Genomic DNA, 19710 nt, shown 5'->3' on the forward strand with positions numbered 1-19710 from the left:
ACACCGAGCATTAGCGAGGTGCCGAGTGGTGGGGCAAGAGCGTTTTGCTTACTTTTGCGCTTTTCAAAAGTGAGCCGCTGTAAAAGCGGAACCCTAAGCAGCCATTACCGCAGAAACGGATATGTACTCGATCTGATCCAACATCCTGGTCGGCCCAGAGGCCGCCATCGGGGGCAAGCCCCCTCCCACATTCGTCAGCTATATCTGCCTAGTCCTGATCCAGCCCGACGCGGTACAGCACGCCATCATCTTCATCCGTCAGCACATACAGAAAACCATCCGGCCCTTGCCGCACGTCACGAATGCGCGCTTTCAAATCACCGAGCAAACGCTCCTCATGCACAACCTTGTCACCCTCGAACTGCAACCGAATCAGCTCCTGGCTGGCCAATGCGCCGATAAATACGTTGTGCTGCCAGGCCTTGAACCGATCGGCGTCGTAGAACGCCATGCCACTGATCCCCGGTGACTTCTCCCACACATGGTGCGGCGCTACGGTGCCTTCGGCGGTCTTGCCCTTGGCCTCGGGAATCGGCGCGAGCGAATAGTTGATGCCATGCGTCGCCAGCGGCCAACCGTAGTTCTTGCCGCGCTCGATGATGTTGATTTCATCCCCGCCACGTGGCCCGTGTTCGTTTTCCCAGATCGTCCCGCTCCACGGGTTCAGCGCCAGGCCCTGCGGGTTGCGCTGGCCGTAGGACCAGATTTCGGGGCGTACCCCGGGCTGGCCGACAAACGGGTTGTCGTCGGGCACGCGGCCGTCCGGGTAGATGCGCACGACCTTGCCTTGCAGCTTGTCCAGGTCCTGGGCAGTGGGCCGGTCGTTGTTTTCGCCCAGGGTCACGAACAGGTAGCCGTCACGGTCAAACGCCAGGCGCGAACCAAAGTGATTGCCGGTGGACAGCTTGGGCTCCTGGCGCAGAATCACCGTAAAGTCTTTCAAGCCACTCAAGTCATCGGCCAGGCGCCCTCGCCCAACGGCAGTCCCGGCCTTGCCATCCTTGCCGCCACCTTCGGCGTACGACAGGTAGACCAGGCGGTCTTGCTTGAAGTCGGGCGACAGCACCACGTCAAGCAAACCGCCCTGCCCCTTGGCCCACACCTGCGGCACGCCCGTCAACGGCGCGGAAAGCTTGCCGTCCTGGCTGACAAAACGCAGCTGGCCGGGAAGCTCGGTCACCAGGAAGCCTTGCCTGTCCGGCAGGAAAGCCACCGCCCAGGGATGATGCAGGCCCTTGGCGACCGGCGTCGCCGTGATGCTGCCTTGCTCACTGGAAAACTGTCGGCCCTCGGCGGCTTGAGCCACTGCCAATGGCAGCAGCGTGGTTGCGCACAGGGCGGCTAGCAGGGTTTTGCGTAGAAACATAAGACGAGTCCTTACCGGCGATTGCCGTTGGCATCATAGGTGGGCGCTTGGGTTTCGGTGGTCGGGCGACTGGGCGCGGTGTCGCGCTTGGGATAGCGATTGCCGATCCCGCCGTTTTCCACCGTAGGCCGAGGGTTGCTCGGGGCGGTCTGGATACCGCGAACGGCCGGCGCATTGGGCTGGGTGCCCTGCATGCTGTTGGGGTTGGCCCGATGAATGGGGCTGTTGTTGGAATCGTATTGGCCCGGCAGGGTTTGCGCCTGGACCACGGGGGCCAGGACCACCCCCAATGCCAGCACGGCCAGAAAACGCCTACAACTGTTCATGACGATGCCTCTCTATGTCGAGTAGTGCTATGTCGAGTAGTGCTCGTGCTTTCGATAACACGCTACCCCAGGGGTTCGGCTGGCGACATTAAATTGTTTCTCATCAGGTGTAACAGGATCTGTCCGAGCATCCAGCCGCCGAAACTTTTGCCTGGGCCCATGAGTCACCAGAACACAGGCTTATTCTTTGAAGGAGAGGTATCTATGCCCCGGGCAATCTGGAAAGGCGCCATCAGCTTCGGTCTGGTTCACATCCCGGTCTCGCTGGTGTCGGCGACATCCTCCCAAGGCGTTGATTTCGACTGGCTGGATAAACGCAGCATGGACCCGGTGGGCTACAAGCGCATCAACAAGGCGACCGGAAAAGAGATCAACAAGGAGAATATCGTCAAGGGCGTGGCGTATGAAAAGGGTCGCTACGTGGTGCTCAGCGAAGAGGAAATCCGCTCGGCCCACCCGAAGTCGACCCAGACCATCGAAATCATCGCCTTTGTCGCCAGCGACCAGATTCCCCTGCAGAACATCGACACGCCCTACTTCCTGGCCCCGGACAAGCGCGGCGGCAAGGTCTATGCGCTGCTGCGCGAGACCTTGAAAAAAACCGGCAAAGTCGCCCTGGCCAATGTGGTGTTGCACACCAAGCAACACCTGGCTGCACTGATGCCGCTGGAGTCGGCGCTGGTGCTGGTGATGCTGCGCTGGCCCGCCGAAGTGCGCAGCCTGGATGAACTGGAATTGGGCAGCGACGTGATCAAGCCGACCCTGGCCAAGGGTGAGTTGGACATGGCCAAGCGTCTGGTGCAAGACATGAGCGCAGACTGGCAGCCCGAGGAGTACCGCGACAGCTTCCAGGAAAAGATCATGGCGCTGGTGGAGAAGAAGGCCAAGGCCGGCAAGATCGAAGACGTCGAATCGACCGAAGGCAGCGAAGAGCGCAAATCCGCCGATGTGATCGACCTGACCGAACTGCTCAAGCGCAGCCTGGCGGGCAAACCTGCGGCGAAAAAACCAGCAGCGAAAAAGTCCAACAAAAAGGCCTCTTGAGCCTGCCATTGGCTGGAGAACGACATGGCAAAGCCCCTGGGCGAGTACAACCGCAAACGCGACTTCGAGATTACCGCCGAGCCGGCCGGCGAGTCACCGGCCGGCAAGCGCAACGCGTCGGCCCTGAGCTTTGTGATTCAGAAGCATGCTGCGCGCAACCTGCACTACGACTTTCGCCTGGAACTGGACGGTGTGCTGTTGAGCTGGGCCGTGCCCAAGGGACCGAGCCTGGACCCGAGCCAGAAACGCCTGGCGGTGCACGTCGAGGACCATCCCCTGAGTTATGGCGGCTTTGAAGGCAGCATTCCCGCCGGGCAATATGGCGCAGGCGATGTCATCGTGTGGGACCGCGGCATCTGGCAACCCCATGACGATCCGCACAAGGCCTATGCCGCCGGCAAACTGAAATTCGGCCTGGTCGGCGAAAAACTCACGGGCGATTGGACCTTGGTGCGCACCCGGCTCAAAGGCAGCGGTGATAAGGAACAATGGCTGCTGATCAAGGAAAAGGACCAACAGGCGCGTCCCTCGGCTGAGTACGATATCGTCGCGGCCCAACCCGCCAGCGTGCTCAGCGATGCGGTGGTCGGTAAACCCAAGGCCAAGACCAATACGCCAGCGAAACCCAAAGCGGCGCCCAAGGCGAGCACGCGCAAGGCGGCAACCGCCGTGCCCGAGGCATTCTCCCCGCAACTGGCAACCCTGGTCGATCGGGCCCCCGAAGGTGACTGGCACTACGAGATCAAATTCGACGGTTACCGCATCCTGACGCGCATCCTCAAAGGTGAGGTACGCCTGTTCACCCGCAACGGCCACGACTGGACCGAGCGCCTGCCGCGCCAGGCCAAAGCCTTGCAAGCGCTCAAACTCAAGGACAGTTGGCTGGATGGCGAAGTGGTCAGTCTCAACGACGACGGCTTGCCGGATTTCCAGGCCTTGCAGAATGCCTTCGACATCGGTCGCAGCCTCGACATCGTTTACTACCTGTTCGATGCGCCGTTTCTTGACGGCCGCGATCAGCGCGAGGAACCGCTCGAAAGCCGTCGCGCGGCACTTGAATCCGCCCTGTCCGCCAGCAAGAGCAAGCTGCTGCGTTTCTCCGAAGCCTTTGCCGCCGACCACCGCGACATTTTCAAAAGCGCCTGCGACCTGGCCCTTGAGGGTGTGATCGGCAAGCGCGCCGGCAGCCCTTATGTGTCCAGCCGCAGTGCCGACTGGATCAAGCTCAAATGCCGGTTGCGCCAGGAGTTCGTGATTGTCGGCTATACCCGCCCCCAAGGCTCGCGCACCGGGTTTGGTGCGCTGCTGCTGGCGGTCAACGACGACGCCGGGCTGGTGTATGCCGGGCGTGTGGGCACCGGTTTCGACCAGGCGTCGCTTAAAGCCATCTACGCCCAACTCACCCCGCTGGAGCGCACGGACTCGCCGCTGCAAAAACCGTTGACCAGCGCCCAGGCGCGCGGCGTGCACTGGGTTGAGCCGCGCCTGGTCGGTGAAGTGCAATTTGCGCAATGGACCCGGGAAGGCCTGGTGCGCCAGGCTGCATTTGTGGGCATGCGCACCGACAAGCCCGCTGAGCAGATCATTCATGAACAGCCGCGTACGGCCACATCGGTGACGGCGCCAAAGGCGAAAAAGCCCGAGAAGTCGGTGAAAACCGTAAAAGCCATGAAAATCACCCACCCTGATCGTGTCATCGACACGCAGAGCGGCACGCAAAAGCAGGCACTGGCGCAGTTCTACGCCGATATCAGCGCATCCATCCTGCCCTTCCTGCGCAACCGGCCCGTCTCGCTGCTCAGGGCGCCGGAGGGCATCGAAGGCGAACAGTTCTTCCAGAAGCATTCCGAGCGCATGACCATCCCGCACATCAAGCAGTTGGACCAGGCACTGGACCCCGGCCATGCCCGCCTGATGGAAATAGACAGCGCCGATGCCCTGATCGGCGCGGTGCAAATGGGCACGGTTGAGCTGCACACCTGGGGCGCGACCACAGACAAGATCGAAACCCCCGACCTGTTCGTCCTTGACCTCGACCCGGACCCCGCGCTGCCCTGGAAGTCCATGCTGGAAGCGGCGCAGTTGACGCTGTCGGTACTGGATGAAATAGGTTTGCAGGCCTTCGTCAAAACCAGCGGTGGCAAAGGCTTTCACCTGATCGTACCGCTGGCGCGACGGGATAACTGGGACACCGTCAAAGCATTCGCCAAAGCCATCGCCCAATTCATGACCCGGCAACTGCCGGAGCGCTTTACCGCCACCAGCGGCCCGAAGAACCGCGTGGGCAAAATCTTCATCGATTACCTGCGCAACGCCCGCGGCGCCAGCACGGTGGCGGCTTACTCCGTGCGGGCACGTCCGGGCCTGCCGGTGTCGGTGCCCGTCAGTCGGGATGAACTCAATGACTTGCGCGGCGCCCAGCAATGGACAGTGGCCAATCTGCACGAACGGTTGCGCGATTTGAAGGATGACCCTTGGGCTGGCTATGCCAATCGTCAGAAAATCAGCAAGCGAATGTGGGACAAGCTGGGCGCGAAGCCACCGAAGTGATTCGCGCGCACTCAGATCAGATCAGGATGAAGATCAGCGCCAACGCGGCGAAGATTGCCCATTTTTCCAGGTAATAGCGCGTGCGATTGCGCTTTTTGAGCTCCTTGCCACGCAACCTGATTTTGTACAGGCGGGTAAAGGCACGATTGAGTGCGCCGGTCTTGTCGCCCTCGTCGTTGGGCGACCCCGCAGCGGCCATCACATTGCGGCTGAACCAGCGGTTGAATGCGGCCGCCCAGCGGTATTTCATCGGCCGTTCGATGTCGCAGAACAGAATGATGCGGTTATGCGACGTGGTGTTCTCGGCATAGTGAATGTAGGTCTCGTCAAACATCACCGCTTCGCCGTCGCGCCAGTAATAGCTTTCGCCGTCCACATTGATATAGCAGCCCGGATCGTTCGGCGTATCCAGCCCCAGGTGATAACGGTAGGAACCCGCGTAAGGGTCACGGTGACGCACGAGCTTGGAGCCCGGCGGCAGCTCGGCGAACATCGCGGCCTTGATCGAGCCGATGCTTTGCACCAGTTCGGTGGTGCGCGGGCACAGTTTCATCGCTGAGGGATGACTGTCGCCGTACCATTTGAGATAGAAGCGCTTCCAGCCGGACTTGAAGAACGAATTGAAACCCACATCGTTGTACTGCTGCGAACGCTTGATTTCCCCGGCGCGCATCAGGTTCTGGCCTTCCTGGCGAATCTCCTCCCAGTGCTCCTGCAACGGGCTCAGGTCCGCAAAGTCGCTGGGCGACAGAAACGGGCGGCTGGGTTGCTTGGAGAACAGGTACAGGAAGCAGTTGATCGGCGCCAGGAATGTCGAATGATCGCTGAGCTGGCGGCCCAGCTTGTGTCGCACCCGGCCACGCAGGTGTACATACGCGATGGAGGCAACGTAGAGAGCAACAATGATGAGTTTCAAGGGATTCGTCACACGTCAGGGAGAGAACAGGCTGCTCCTGCGTGCCCACAACGGCCGAGGATGGATAAGCAGCACCTGAAATCACAATTCACATACAGGTGACACGACCGGCTGGAGGACCATGCGATGTGTGACCATTGGCGGTTATTTAGCCATACTTTGTAACCAAAGGTTAACTAAGAATTGTGAAAAGCTGTCTATGAAGTGTGCTGGGGGGATGAGCGGGCGGGCCGCAAGACCCGCCCACTAGAGGGCGGTGCGACGGCTTACAGTTGATCGTCCTTACGCTCACGGCGGGAAAAACTGCTGTCTTCCAATGCCGAGAACGGCACGACTTCGCGTCGGGTCAGCACCAGGTGGCGGACCAGCGCGATCACCAGGCCCAGCAGCAAACCGCCCACCACGCTCAATGCAATGACCAGGGCTTTTTTCGGTTTGACCGGTGACAGCGGCTCCTGGGCGCGGCGGTCGATCGTCACCAGTTTCAGGTTGCTCATGTCAATGTTCAAACCCCGCAGCCTGGCGATTTCGGCGCGCAGCGGCTCTACGTCCTGCAGGAAAATGTCTTCATTGCCACGTTTGCGCAGCACTTCAACTTCGCGGTTGGCGTCCAGCAACCGCAGTTCCTTGCCAATTTCGGCAATACGCGGGTTGGTGAAGTCATCGCTGGTGCGCTTTTGCAGCGAGGCACGCTCGGCCTCCAGCGCCTCAGTACCCATGAAGTACAGCGGAATCTTCTGATTGTTGACCTCGGTGCGCATCACCTGGCTCGAGCCGGTTCGCGTGGCGTCGGCCATCGAAGATGGCGTGGTCGGTGTCCTGATCCCCATGGACTGGGCGATGCCGATGGCTTCAGCCAATTCCGCCAGGCGGTTGGTCCGCTCCATTTTCATCTGCAGGCGCAGGGCACTGAGCTCATCTTCCAGTTGGGCGCGCTTGAGCCGATCGGCTTCGAGCAGCTTGGCGATCTTCGATTCCTTGTCGGTGTCGTAGTTGGCACGGGCCGCGTCGATCTTGCCCTTGAGCTCATTGAGGCGGTTGTTCACGATGACCTTGAGGTCGGCCCCCACCTGCTGACGCTCTGCGGCAATGGCGTAGTCAACAAACCCGTTGAGAATCTTCACCCCGTCGACATCGGTCGGATACTGCAATTCCAGGCGAATGTAGTTGCTCAGCGAGTCGGCCTTCTTCGGGTCCGGCAGGACCAGATTGACTGAATTGCGATTGAAGTCTTCAAAACTCTGCTCCAGGGTTTGCCCTGGCTTCTTGAACGCCTTGAACAACTCCTCATGGTCCTTGAAGAAGCCCAGGCGCGCCTCGTAGGAGTCCAACTGCGCGCCCACTTTGAGCAACGCATCAGCAGGCGGCAATTTATACACTTCGGAGCGGTTCAGTGCGTCCAGTTCATTGATCGCCGCAGGCCGCAGCACACTGCTTACTTCAAAGGTCTTGGGTGCCAGAAAGGCATACCCCGCCCCCAGGATTCCCGCCAGAACCGTACACCCCACGATCAGCTTCTTCTGCCGCCATATGGCATTGAACAATTCAAACAGATCCATTTCATCAGACGCTACAGCGGGCGTGAGCGAGGAACTTCGATTCAAAATAAGAACACCTTAATTTAATACTAAAAGGCCATCACTTAGCGGAAGCCCTAGCGGCTTCAAGTCAGGGACAACGCCCTGAACACGGCCGACCAATGGCAGTCTGACCACTTAGGCTGACGAAAAATCCCACGGCTTTAGGGATTATTTCTGCTTTATGCCGACGTGTAGTCACGAAGATATTTTTATGTGGGACTTATCACGCTATAAGCGTAGTCAATCCAACATGAAAAAGCTGTCAAATGGCTGTCCCATAAAGAAAAAAATCTCGTTATCCGCAGTGTTGTTACATTGCCGATACAATTGCCCGCCTCTCCCCTCAGCAAAAGGAAGTTGCATGCCATCCTCTTCAGCCACGGACTATCGCGCCCTGCAAGGTGCCTGGGAGCAAATCGCTCTGGAAGACAATGGCGTGCTCAACCCGCCAGATGCACATAGCGCGCCAGGTGCGATTACCACCATCAGTGCCGATACATTCGAAGTCGTCACCGTCGAGGGGGAAACCCTGCTGGCGGGCCGTTTTGTGCTGGACGCCGACACCACGCCTAAAAGCATTACCTGGGTGGACGCCATCGGCGCGGACGCCGGCAAGTCACTACCGGCCAGCTATCACCTGGATGGCGATCATTTTGTGTTTATCGCCGCCGATGCAGGCATGCCCCGGCCCACCGTATTCAGCACGGGCCCGGGGCAGACCATGCGCACCTTCGTGCGCAGGGCATGAACGGCCTGCTTTCGCGGATTGATCACAGCATTTTCACAAGGCCTTCACTTTGCGACCTATAGGGTGAAGCCTACCTACTCCAGTGAATCCCTTGGCCCGCCTCTGCTTGCGGGCTTTTTTTTGCGCCTGAAATTGCCTGGCGACCGCGAACTAATTACCCGGCGTGCAGGTCATTACCCCAACGCATGTCCAGCCCCGGACGGCGCTCTGGAAGATAGCATCGTGGCCCATCACTCAGACCTGCGCACTGCCTTGTCCCTGGACAGCCTGAATTTCTTCCTCGCGGATGTACGCGACGGCCTGGGGCCGTACCTGGCGATTTACCTGCTCGCAGTACACCAATGGGACCCGGCCAGTATCGGCGTGGTCATGACCCTGGCCGGGGTCGCCGCGTTGCTCACCCAGGGCCCGGCGGGTGCGTTGATCGATCGTACCCGCAGCAAACGCGCGGTGATTGCGATTGCCGCGCTGCTGGTCACGCTCAGTTGCCTGATGCTGCCCTTCGTCAGTTCATTTGGCTGGGTGGCGCTGACCCAGGCCGCCAGCGCCATCGCCGCCTCGGTGTTCGCCCCGGCGATTTCCGCGATTTCCCTGGGCATCACCGGCCCGCGCGCGTTTACCCGGCGTACCGGGCGCAACGAAACCTTCAATCACGCCGGCAACGCCGTCGCGGCATTGCTGGCCGGCGGCCTGGCGTATCTGTTCGGACCGGTGGTGGTGTTCTACCTGATGGCGTTTATGGCCGTCGCCAGTGTCGTCGCCGTCAGTTGCGTCCCGGCCAAGGCGATCGACCACGAGGTGGCCCGTGGCTTCGACCCGGCTCACCACACCGACCATGAGCAGCCCTCGGGCCTGCGCGTCCTGCTCGCCAACCGTCCGCTGCTGCTGTTCGCCATTTGCTGCGCGCTGTTTCACCTGGCCAATGCCGCGATGCTGCCGCTGGTCAGCCAGAAGCTGTCGCAGATCAACCTGCAGATGGCCACGCCGTTGACCTCGGCCTGCATCGTCGCGGCGCAATTGGTGATGGTGCCGACGGCGATGCTGGTGGGGATCAAGGCCGATGTGTGGGGGCGCAAGCCGCTGCTGCTGGCCGGATTCATGATCCTGCCGCTGCGCGGCGTGCTCTACACCTTGTCCAACGACCCCTATTGGCTGGTTGCCGTGCAGATGCTCGATGGCATCGGCGCGGGCATTTTCGGCGCGCTGTTCCCGGTGATCGTCAAGGACTTGACCCAAGGCACCGGCCGCTTCAACGTCAGCCTCGGCGCGCTGTCGACCGTGTTTGGCCTGGGCGCGGCACTGAGCAGCAGCCTGGCCGGCTTCGTGGTGCAAATGGCCGGCTACAACGCCGCCTTCCTGACCCTGGCCGGGGTGGCCGCCGCCGCATTGCTACTGCTATGGCTGGCCATGCCGGAGACATTGGCTAAACCAACCTTCGCTGGCCATACAACTGTCGCCTGACATATGCGACAATGCGCGCCAAATTCCAACACACATCCCAAATTTTCCGTTCAGCGACCGGGTTTCGCGCCTTGATGTCGCTGTTGACGCATGCCTGAAGGCACCTGCCGTCACGCTCGCAACCCATTGATAGGTAAAGTAATTGATCTCCACAGCTAACATCACCATGCAGTTCGGCGCCAAGCCGCTCTTCGAGAACGTCTCGGTCAAGTTCGGCGCCGGCAACCGCTATGGTTTGATCGGTGCCAACGGTTGCGGCAAGTCGACCTTCATGAAAATCCTCGGCGGCGACCTCGAGCCGTCCGGCGGCCAGGTCATGCTGGAGCCGAATGTGCGCCTGGGCAAGCTGCGCCAGGACCAGTTCGCCTACGAACAATTCACCGTGCTCGACACCGTGATCATGGGCCACGAAGAGCTGTGGAGGGTCAAGGCCGAGCGTGACCGCATCTACTCGCTGCCGGAAATGAGCGAAGAAGACGGCATGGCCGTGGCCGAGCTGGAAACCGAGTTCGCCGAGATGGACGGCTACACCGCCGAATCCCGTGCCGGCGAGCTGCTGCTGGGCCTGGGTATTCCACTGGAACAGCATTTCGGCCCGATGAGCGAAGTGTCGCCCGGCTGGAAGCTGCGTGTATTGCTGGCCCAGGCGCTGTTCTCCGATCCGGAAGTGCTGTTGCTCGACGAACCGACCAACCACCTGGACATCAACACCATTCGCTGGCTGGAAAACATCCTCACCCAGCGCTCCAGCCTGATGATCATCATCTCTCACGACCGTCACTTCCTGAACAGCGTGTGCACCCACATGGCTGACCTGGACTACGGCGAGCTGCGCCTGTTCCCGGGCAACTACGACGAATACATGACCGTGGCGACCCAGTCCCGCGAGCAACTGCTGTCGGACAACGCCAAGAAGAAGGCGCAGATCTCCGAACTGCAATCCTTCGTCAGCCGCTTCTCGGCCAACGCCTCGAAAGCCAAGCAGGCCACTTCCCGTGCCAAGGCGATCGACAAGATCCAACTGGCCGAGGTCAAGCCTTCAAGCCGCGTGAGCCCGTTCATCCGTTTCGAACAGAACAAAAAGCTGCACCGTCAGGCGGTCATGGTCGAGAAGATGGCCAAGGGTTTTGACGGCAAGCCATTGTTCAAGGACTTCAGCTTCCAGGTTGAAGCCGGCGAGCGCGTGGCGATCATCGGCCCGAACGGTATCGGCAAGACCACCCTGCTGCGCACCCTGGTCAACGAACTGACCCCGGACGCCGGCAGCATCAAGTGGACCGACGCTGCGGAACTGGGTTACTACGCCCAGGACCACGCCCATGACTTCGAAGACGACGTCACCCTGTTCGACTGGATGGGCCAGTGGACCCAAGGCGAGCAGATGATTCGTGGCACATTGGGCCGCATGCTGTTCTCCAACGATGAAATCCAGAAGTCGGTAAAAGTGATCTCCGGTGGTGAACAAGGCCGCATGCTGTTCGGCAAGCTGATCCTGCAAAAGCCGAACGTGCTGATCATGGACGAACCGACCAACCACTTGGACATGGAATCCATCGAAGCGCTGAACCTGGCGCTGGAGAACTATCCGGGTACGCTGATCTTCGTCAGCCATGACCGTGAGTTCGTATCGTCCCTGGCCACCCGCATCATCGAGTTGAGCGCCAGCGGCGTGATCGACTTCAGCGGCACCTATGACGACTACCTGCGCAGCCAGGGTGTGGTGTTCTAAGAACAGCACTCAGCTGCCGGATCAAACTGGTCCAAATGTGGGAGGGGGCTTGCCCCCGATAGCGGAGTGTCAGCCAATGGATGTATTGACTGAGACACTGCCATCGGGGGCAAGCCCCCTCCCACATTTGCTACCGGGTTATGCCATCATGGCCGCACTGCCCGCCAGCGAATAAGCCCACATGCCCGCCGCCCCCTCCTCCCTGTCGATCACCCTGCAGATCGTCTCCATCGTCTTCTACACCTTTATCGCGTTTATCTGCATCGGCCTGCCGATTGCGGTGATTCCAGGCTATGTGCACGAGCATCTGGGCTACAGCGCAGTCGTTGCCGGCGTGACCATCGGATCGCAGTACCTGGCCACCTTGCTCAGTCGGCCAATGGCCGGGCGCATGTCGGACAATGTCGGCACCAAGCGTGCGATTGTGCTGGGCCTGGCCGGTATCCTGATCAGTGGCGTGCTGACGTTTATCGCCGTCCTGCTTGAGCACTTGCCGGCGCTGAGCCTGGCTATCCTGATCGCCGGTCGGCTGCTGCTGGGTGTGGCCCAGGGTTTGATTGGCGTCGGCACCATCAGTTGGTGCATGGGCGCGGTCGGTTCCGAGCATACGGCCCGCTCGATCTCCTGGAACGGCATCGCCTCCTACGGCGCAATTGCCATTGGCGCGCCGCTGGGGGTGGTGATGGTGGCCGATTACGGCTTCGCCAGCCTGGGCCTGGCGCTGGCGGGGTTGGCCGCGCTGGGCCTGGTGCTGATCCGCAATAAACCTTCGGTACCGGTGGTGCGCGGCAAGCGGCTGCCGTTCTGGGCGGTGTTCGGCCATATCGCACCGTATGGCACCAGCCTGTGCCTGGCCTCGATTGGCTACGGCACGCTGACCACGTTTATCACCCTGTATTACCTGAATCGCGGCTGGACCGGCGCGGCGTACTGCCTGACGGTGTTCGGCGCGTGTTTCATTCTGTCGCGCCTGGTGTTTATTTCCGCCATCAGCCGCGTCGGTGGTTTTACCGCCGCCATCGCCTGCATGGTCATCGAAACCCTGGGCCTCGCGCTGCTGTGGTCGGCGCCGTCGACCGGCGTGGCGTTGATTGGCGCAGGGTTGGCCGGCGTCGGTTTGTCACTGGTCTACCCGGCACTCGGCGTGGAAGCCATCAAGCGCGTGCCGGACAGCAGCCGGGGCGCCGGGCTGAGTGCGTTTGCGGTGTTTTTCGACCTGTCCCTGGCGATTGCCGGGCCGTTGATGGGCGCCGTGGCACTGAACCTCGGCTACGACTGGATCTTCTTCTGCGCGGCGCTGCTGTCAGTGACCGCGCTGGTACTGACCGTGCAGCTCAAGCGTCGCGCTTACTGATCAGCGGTCTGCAGCCCGGCGCGTGTCGCCTCACCGAGGGTGTGACTGAAAAAGCGCCCGGCCTCGGAGACCAGGTCGCGGTGGATGCCCTCACGGTCGACGCCATCGGCATCGGTACAGATGGCCGGCATCGTCGCCAATTGATCGCTGTCACACGGTGCCATGAACACGAAGTGCCCTGCCCCGGCCAGCAGTTTGAAGTCCGGCGGCTGCGGCAGTTTGCGCGCCAAAGCGGCGGCGTTTTTGTCCACGGCCACCAACTGGTCACCATCGCCGCTGTAGAGCAGCACCGGTACGTGCACGTCGGCCAGGGTATGGCGACCGAACATCAGGCTCAGCGGCGCCATCAGCATCAGCGCATGGATGCGCGGATCAGCCTGGGGCTGCAAGTCGTCACGGTCGACCACCAGCTCGCCCTTGGTGGTGCAGGCGTCACGGTCCTCCGGGCGCTGCTGGCAATAGCGGCGCAGGCGCTCGAAATCCGGTTTGGCACCCGCCAGGATCAACGCGGTTTCGCCGCCGGCCGAATAGCCGATCACACCCACCTGGTCGATGTCGACGAAGGGCGACAGCATCGGGTCGTTCAACGCCGCGGTGATGGCCTGTGAAATCTGGATTGGCCGACCATACAAATTGCTCACGGTGCCCAGGCGGCTATGGTCCTGGTAGTTGTCGCCGGGGTGCAGCACCGCCACCACCACAAAGCCCTTGCGCGCCAGCGAGGTGGCCAGATCATGCAGGGCCAGCGGTGTGCCGGTATTGCCATGAGACAACATCAGCATCGGGAAACGGCCGATGGCAACCTTGGCGTCTTCGCCCGCCGCCACGTGGTAAGGGCCCAGCGCCGTGGTGTGTTCGGCGTCGGTGGAAGGGTAAAACGCAATGGCCTTCATCGGCTGCGAATCCAGCGGGTCGAGAATGCTCATGCGATGAAAGCCCACACTCCAATGCGGGTGCGGCGCAGGCGCGGCGTGCACTGAAAGCAGGCCGCCGCACAGGGAAAGAACCAAAACAGCACAGAGACGCATCATAGGGATGTCCACCTTTGCTGCATGAGAACCGGCAGTCCGTCTAAAAATTCCCGGGTATTGAACCCAAGCTGCATAACCTGGGCCATAAATGGAAAAACTCCGTACTCCGCTCGCGCTCAGGCGATCAGAATACAGAGTTTAGGCGCTCGGCTTCAGATTGAAACCGGGCGAGGCGAACATTTACACAAGCCTTACGCGGCGGCGAACAATTGCTCGCTGATCAGCACGTTGGCGTCGCTCAACGCTTTGCTGCGCATTTCGTCGCTGTAGGCCAGTCCTTCGGCGCGTACGATTTCGATATCGGTGATGCCGAAGAAGCCAAACAGCAGCTTCAGGTAGCCTTCATGGGCGGCACCGGATGCCTGGCCGGCATGCAGGCCGCCGGCAGTGGAGACAATGATGACTTTCTTGTTGCCGCACAGGCCTTCGGGACCGGTTTCGGTGTAGCGGAAGGTCTGGCCGGCAACGGCGATACGGTCGATCCAGGCTTTGAGTTGGGTCGGGATGGTGAAGTTATACATCGGCGCGCCGACCACCACGGCGTCGGCGGCGAGGAACTCAGCCAGCGACGATGCGCTCAATTCGGCTTCATGCTTTTGCGCGGCATCGCGCAGTTCAGCAGCGGTGCCCAATGCGCTCAGGGTCGCGCCGGAAAAATGATTGATCCCTTCGCTGGCCAGGTCACGGTAAGTCACTTCCACGCCCGGCTCGGCGGCTTGCCATGCCTTGACCACGCCGGCGCTGAGCTGACGCGAAGCCGAGTTGTCGCCGAGGATGCTGGAATCGATATGCAACAGTTTCATGGTGGGGTCTCCGAGGTGGGATCGACAGGGGCGATCAGATGGTGGTGATGCTACGCACCTAATCAATCATCGATAAGCCACCTGGAATGCGATAGATTGTCCCACTGACAGGACAATAGGCCCAGCATGCAAGACCTTAACGACCTCTATTACTTTGCCAAAGTCGTCGAAGCCGGCGGTTTCGCCGCCGCCGGGCGTTTATTGGGGATTCCCAAGTCGCGGCTGTCGCGGCGCATTGCCGAGCTGGAGGAGCGCCTGGGCGCACGCCTGCTGCAACGCACCACGCGGCAACTGACCCTGACCGCCGTCGGCGAACGCTACCTGCGCCACTGCCAGGCAATGCTGCTGGAGGCGGAAATGGCCGATGAGGCCGTGGCCAGCATGTCCACCGAGCCCCGGGGGCGCCTACGGGTCACGTGCCCGGTCGGGCTGGCTCAGCAGATCATGCCGGAACTGGTGGCCGGGTTTCTCGCCGCGCACCCGCTGGTGCAGTTGGACATGACGCTGGTGAATCGTCGCGTCGACCTGGTGGCCGAAGGCATCGACGTGGCGTTGCGCGTACGCGAGTTGGGCGACGAAGACCCGCTGCTGGTCACCAAACGCCTGCGCCGGGCGCAAACTGTGCTGGTGGCCAGCCCGGCACTCCTGCGTGACCGCCGGGTAGAGACCCTGGAAGACCTCAGGCAATTGCCGATCATGGGTGCACTCGAGGCGGACCGCATGGTGCACCAGCGCATCATCGACCCCCAGGGCAACGCCCATGAGCTGGTCATGGAGGCTCGCCTGGGCATCGAAGACTTCATCGTACGCAAGACCAGCGCCCTCATGGGCGTGGGCTTCACGGTGCTGCCGATGATGGATTGCGAAGAAGAACTGGCCAACGGCCGGCTGGTGCAACTGTTGCCGCAATGGTCGTTACCCGGTGGCTGGCTGCAGGCCGTGTACCCGCATCGGCGCGGCGTACTGCCGGCGATTCGCGCCTGGATCGACTATATGGAAGAGGGCTTCAAAGGCTGCGGAGACCGTCTGTTATGAGCATGACCAAAGCACAAGTCGCGGCGTTCTGCCTGAGCCTGCCAGGGGCGCGCGAGGACTACAAATGGGGCGGCGTGCGGGTGTTCTCGATTGCCGGCAACAAGATGTTCGCGTTGCAGAACCTGCGCGGCGACTCCCTGGCGTTCAAGGTCGACAAGGCGCTGTTCCTCGGCCACGTTGATCGCCCGGGCATCCACCCGGCGCCGTACCTGGCACGTGCGCAGTGGATCATCATGAACACGCCCTACCCGCTCGGTTCCGAGGAACTGCGTGGCTTGTTGCAGCGCTCGCACCAGCTGGTGGTGAGCAAGCTGCCCAAGCGCACACAGGTCGGGTTGGTGCTAGAGGATTGACAGTAGCGTGCCGCCGAGAAACAGCTGGTCCAGCCAGAACACCTGGTGCAGCAGCACGATCACCCAGAACAGCACCTGGTAGGACACCTTGCGCGTCTTGTGCCGGAACACCTGCTGCGCGATCAACGCCCCCGGCCAACCGCCCGCCAGCTCGACGGCGTGCAGGATGTTTTCCGGGATGCGCCGGCCCTCGGTCTGCGCCTTGCGCTTGTCGCTCCAGTACAGAAAGAACGCCACCACGCTGACCACGCCGTAGGCTGCCAGCGGGATCACGGTCTCCCCGCGATACCACAGCAGCGCCGAACCCAGCAGCGGCGCCGCGCACAGCAGCACCAGGAGCAACGCTTTCAGGCGTGGGTGCTGGATGTTCATGGTTTGACGGCGGTCCAGTCGATCCAGCCGAATTGCCAGGTCGCCAGGATCACCAGGCCGAACGCGATGCGGTACCAGGCAAAGGCCGCATAGCTGTGGTTGGCGATAAATTTGAGCAGGCCCTTGACCGCAATCATCGCGAAGATGAACGAGGTGACAAAGCCAATGGCGAACACCGGCAGGTCCGCCGGCTGGAACAGGTCGCGGTATTTGTAGCCCGAGTACAGCGCAGCACCGACCATAGTCGGCATGGCCAGGAAGAACGAAAACTCGGTAGCGGTCTTGCGCGACAGGCCGAACAACAGGCCGCCGATGATCGTCGCACCGGAGCGTGATGTGCCCGGGATCATGGCCAGGCACTGGGCTATGCCGACCTTGAGTGCGTCTTTCCAGGTGATCTCGTCGACGGTTTGCGCATGCACCGCATGTTGGCGACGTTCAGCCCACAACATGATCACACCGCCCACCACCAGGGCCGTGGCCACGGTGATCGGGTTGAACAGGTAATGCTTGATCAGGTCAGCGAAAATCACCCCCAGCACCACCGCCGGCAACACGGCGATGATCAGGTTCACGGTGAAACGCTGGGCGTTGCGCTGGGTGGGCAAGCCGATGACCACGTCGAGGATCTTGCGCCGGAATTCCCAGACCACGGCGAGGATCGCGCCCAGCTGGATAATGATATTGAATGCCTCGAAACGCTCGCCGCCGAAGTTGATCAGGTCGGCGACGATGATCTGGTGGCCGGTGCTGGAGATCGGCAGAAACTCCGTCAGCCCCTCGACCACGCCAAGAATCAGTGCCTGTATGGCGGTCCAAAAATCCATGCTTTCTCCAAAGGTCACGCGCCTGGCGTGCCTCCTAGTGTTTTTTAAAGTTCACTGACAACGAGCGCACTGCAGCGCCCGGCGTTGATTCTCAATGCCGGAATGCAAAAATTCCGTGAAAAATCAGGCAGTACTCAGGTTTTTCGATTACGGGCCGAAAGCCTATCAGACAAGCCGCAAAAGTCGATGCAACACCCACAATTATAAAAGGCTCGGAGTGACAGGACGATGAACAGTTTGCGCAATATGTCGATCAGCCGGCGCCTCTGGCTGATCCTGATAGTCGCCGTGCTGATGCTGCTGACCTTGGGCGCCCTGATGCTCAAACAGATCCATGATGACCTCTACCAGGCCAAGCGCCAACAGACCCAGCACGTGGTGCAAACCGCCAGCGGCGTGCTCGGCTACTACCAGAACCTGGAAAAGACCGGCGCACTCACCCGTCAAGCGGCGCAGCAACAAGCCCTGAGCGCGGTGCGCGGCCTGCGGTACGACCACGATGACTACTTCTGGATCAACGACCTCACCCCCGTGATGATCATGCACGCGGCCAACCCCAAGCTGGACGGCCAGAACCTCTCGGCGATCCGCGATCCGGACGGGTTTGCCGTGTTCAATGAATTCGTGAGCCTGGCCAAGGCCAAGGGCGCCGGCATCGTCAATTACCGCTGGCCCAAGCCTGGGGCCGATGCGCCGGTGCAGAAAACCTCATACATCCAACTGTTCGAGCCCTGGGGCTGGATCATCGGCTCGGGCGTCTACGTGGACGACGTGCAGGCCGAGTTCAGCGTCCAGGTGTGGAAAGCCTCTGCTATCGGCCTGGCCATTGCGCTGGTCATGGCCCTGCTGGTGCTGTTGATCGCGCGCAGTATCGTGCAGCCGTTGCAGGCTGCGGTGACTGCGATGGCCAACATCGCCAGCGGCGAAAGCGACCTGACCCGCAGCCTCGACACTCACGGGCGTGACGAGGTCACCCAGTTGTCCCGGCACTTCAATACCTTCACCGCCAAATTGCGCCAGGTGGTCGGCCAATTGCAGGTGTGCGCCAACGCCCTGGGCGAGTCGTCCACCGAGTTGGGCCACAACGCCAGCCAGGCCCACGACCGCAGCCAGCAGCAGTCGCAACAGATGGAACTGGTGGCCACCGCCATCAATGAAGTCACCTACGGCGTGCAGGACGTGGCCAAGAATGCCGAGCACGCCGCCAGCGAAATGCGCGATGCCCAGGCCCAGGCGGAGCAAGGCCAGGTCAACATCGACAGCAGTTTGCAGCAGATCGACCAGCTTTCGGGCACCATCAGCCAGGCCGTGGAGGTGATCCGTACCCTGTCCAGCGAAAGCACCCAGATCGGCGGCGTGCTGGAAGTGATTCGTTCGATTGCCGACCAGACCAACCTGCTCGCCCTCAACGCCGCCATCGAAGCCGCACGCGCCGGCGAACAGGGCCGTGGGTTTGCAGTGGTAGCCGATGAGGTACGCCTGCTGGCCCAGCGCACGCAAAAATCCACGGCCGAAATCCAGGCAATGATCGAGCGCCTGCAAGGGCATTCGGAAGCGGCGGTCAAGGTGATCAGCGACAGCCACAGCGCCTCGCAACTGACCATCGAGCAAGCCGGCCTGGCCGGGGCGAGCCTCAATGCGATCGGCCAGGCGCTGCATAATCTCAACGGCCTGAATGCCTCGATTGCCAGTGCCACTCTGCAACAGGCGCATGTGGTGGAGGACATCAATCAGAACGTCACCCAGGCGGCCGGGCTGTCCCACAGCACCGCGCTGGCGGCTGAACAGTCGAGCGTGGCCAGCGCGCAGTTGCGGGGCTTGAGCGAGCAGCTTGACGGGTTGTTGCGCCAGTTCCGAATTTAGCCCTGGGTTAAATTGTGGGAGGGGGCTTGCCCCCGATGGCGGCTCGCAGAGCCGACCAGGATTTTGTGTCGATCCTGGCCCAAATGTGGGAGGGGCTTGCCCCCGATGGGGGCCTCAGGACCGACCAGGATTTTGTGTCGATACTGGCCCAAATGTGGGAGAGGGCTTGCCCCCGATAGCGGCCTCAGGACCGACCAGGATTTTGTGTCGATCCCGGTCCAAATGTGGGAGGGGGCTTGCCCCCGATGGCGGCCTCTAGGCCGACCAGGATGTTGGATCAGATCGAGTACATATCCGTTTCTGCGGTAACGGCCACTTAGGGTTCCGCCCTGACGGCGGCTCACTTTTGAAA

At 61.3% G+C, this 19710-nt stretch carries 17 protein-coding genes; 9 read left to right on the top strand and 8 right to left on the bottom strand.

The genetic code is table 11. From position 1 onward, the window contains the following. Positions 1–208: 208 nt before the first annotated feature. Together BFP93_RS12235 and BFP93_RS12240 are read right to left on the bottom strand one after the other, a co-directional pair. Positions 209–1366, bottom strand: a complete 1158-nt coding sequence (locus BFP93_RS12235; protein WP_065893322.1) for a PQQ-dependent sugar dehydrogenase — start codon at positions 1364–1366, stop codon at positions 209–211. A gap of 11 nt (positions 1367–1377) precedes the next feature. Next, the gene (locus BFP93_RS12240) at positions 1378–1692 is read right to left on the bottom strand and encodes a hypothetical protein (protein WP_065893323.1); all 315 of its coding nucleotides are present in this window, start codon (positions 1690–1692) and stop codon (positions 1378–1380) included. Positions 1693–1896: 204 nt separating this feature from the next. Between BFP93_RS12240 and BFP93_RS12245 the strand changes: the two genes are divergently transcribed. Together BFP93_RS12245 and ligD are read left to right on the top strand one after the other, a co-directional pair. After that, on the top strand, positions 1897–2736 hold the full coding sequence (locus tag BFP93_RS12245) for a non-homologous end joining protein Ku (RefSeq protein WP_065893324.1): 840 nt from the start codon (positions 1897–1899) through the stop codon (positions 2734–2736). Positions 2737–2760: 24 nt separating this feature from the next. Next, complete coding sequence (ligD, locus tag BFP93_RS12250) at positions 2761–5286, top strand: DNA ligase D (RefSeq protein WP_065893325.1); 2526 nt, start codon at positions 2761–2763, stop codon at positions 5284–5286. Positions 5287–5302: 16 nt separating this feature from the next. On the opposite strand, the gene lpxO is transcribed toward ligD, so the two are convergent. Both lpxO and BFP93_RS12260 read right to left on the bottom strand, forming a co-directional pair. Continuing rightward, a complete protein-coding gene (gene lpxO, locus BFP93_RS12255; protein WP_065893326.1) occupies positions 5303–6202 on the bottom strand; it encodes a lipid A hydroxylase LpxO in 900 nt (299 codons plus the stop codon). 266 nt (positions 6203–6468) lie between these two features. After that, a complete protein-coding gene (locus BFP93_RS12260; RefSeq protein WP_130138874.1) occupies positions 6469–7761 on the bottom strand; it encodes a Wzz/FepE/Etk N-terminal domain-containing protein in 1293 nt (430 codons plus the stop codon). A gap of 382 nt (positions 7762–8143) precedes the next feature. Between BFP93_RS12260 and BFP93_RS12265 the strand changes: the two genes are divergently transcribed. The 4 genes from BFP93_RS12265 (at position 8144) to BFP93_RS12280 (ending at position 13074) form a co-directional block, all read left to right on the top strand. After that, positions 8144–8530: a TIGR03067 domain-containing protein gene (locus tag BFP93_RS12265; protein ID WP_065893328.1), complete on the top strand. Its 387-nt coding sequence runs from the start codon at positions 8144–8146 to the stop codon at positions 8528–8530. Positions 8531–8752: 222 nt separating this feature from the next. Then, positions 8753–9991, top strand: a complete 1239-nt coding sequence (locus BFP93_RS12270) for an MFS transporter (RefSeq protein WP_065893329.1) — start codon at positions 8753–8755, stop codon at positions 9989–9991. Between the two features lie 142 nt (positions 9992–10133). Continuing rightward, positions 10134–11720, top strand: coding sequence for an ABC-F family ATPase (locus BFP93_RS12275; protein WP_082632055.1), 1587 nt, complete (start codon positions 10134–10136; stop codon positions 11718–11720). Positions 11721–11901: 181 nt separating this feature from the next. Continuing rightward, positions 11902–13074 carry an MFS transporter gene (locus tag BFP93_RS12280; RefSeq protein ID WP_065893330.1) on the top strand — a complete coding sequence of 391 codons (1173 nt, stop codon included), beginning with the start codon at positions 11902–11904 and terminating at the stop codon, positions 13072–13074. Here the strand turns inward: BFP93_RS12280 and BFP93_RS12285 are convergent. Together BFP93_RS12285 and BFP93_RS12290 are read right to left on the bottom strand one after the other, a co-directional pair. Further along, positions 13068–14105, bottom strand: a complete 1038-nt coding sequence (locus BFP93_RS12285) for an alpha/beta hydrolase family protein (protein ID WP_065884582.1) — start codon at positions 14103–14105, stop codon at positions 13068–13070. The two genes, BFP93_RS12280 and BFP93_RS12285, sit on opposite strands and share 7 nt — an antisense overlap. Before the next feature lie 191 nt (positions 14106–14296). Continuing rightward, complete coding sequence (locus BFP93_RS12290) at positions 14297–14908, bottom strand: FMN-dependent NADH-azoreductase (protein WP_065893331.1); 612 nt, start codon at positions 14906–14908, stop codon at positions 14297–14299. Positions 14909–15034: 126 nt separating this feature from the next. On the opposite strand from BFP93_RS12290, the gene BFP93_RS12295 reads away from it, so the two are divergent. Further along, complete coding sequence (locus tag BFP93_RS12295; RefSeq protein ID WP_065893332.1) at positions 15035–15943, top strand: LysR substrate-binding domain-containing protein; 909 nt, start codon at positions 15035–15037, stop codon at positions 15941–15943. Then, complete coding sequence (locus BFP93_RS12300) at positions 15940–16296, top strand: MmcQ/YjbR family DNA-binding protein (protein WP_065893333.1); 357 nt, start codon at positions 15940–15942, stop codon at positions 16294–16296. Before BFP93_RS12295 ends, BFP93_RS12300 begins: the two co-directional genes overlap by 4 nt. Here BFP93_RS12300 and BFP93_RS12305 read toward each other — a convergent pair. Beyond that, entirely contained in the window at positions 16285–16668 is a 384-nt protein-coding gene (locus BFP93_RS12305) for a DUF1294 domain-containing protein (protein ID WP_065893334.1), read from the bottom strand. The genes BFP93_RS12300 and BFP93_RS12305 overlap by 12 nt on opposite strands. After that, on the bottom strand, positions 16665–17495 hold the full coding sequence (locus tag BFP93_RS12310) for an undecaprenyl-diphosphate phosphatase (protein ID WP_065893335.1): 831 nt from the start codon (positions 17493–17495) through the stop codon (positions 16665–16667). The genes BFP93_RS12305 and BFP93_RS12310 overlap by 4 nt, the downstream gene beginning before the upstream one ends. Positions 17496–17723: 228 nt before the next feature. Here BFP93_RS12310 and BFP93_RS12315 point away from each other — a divergent pair, with 228 nt between their 5' ends. Continuing rightward, a complete protein-coding gene (locus BFP93_RS12315; RefSeq protein ID WP_065893336.1) occupies positions 17724–19358 on the top strand; it encodes a methyl-accepting chemotaxis protein in 1635 nt (544 codons plus the stop codon). Positions 19359–19710 lie beyond the last annotated feature (352 nt).

It is taken from the genome of Pseudomonas sp. 44 R 15, assembly GCF_900004965.1.
Classification (GTDB): domain Bacteria; phylum Pseudomonadota; class Gammaproteobacteria; order Pseudomonadales; family Pseudomonadaceae; genus Aquipseudomonas; species Aquipseudomonas orientalis_A.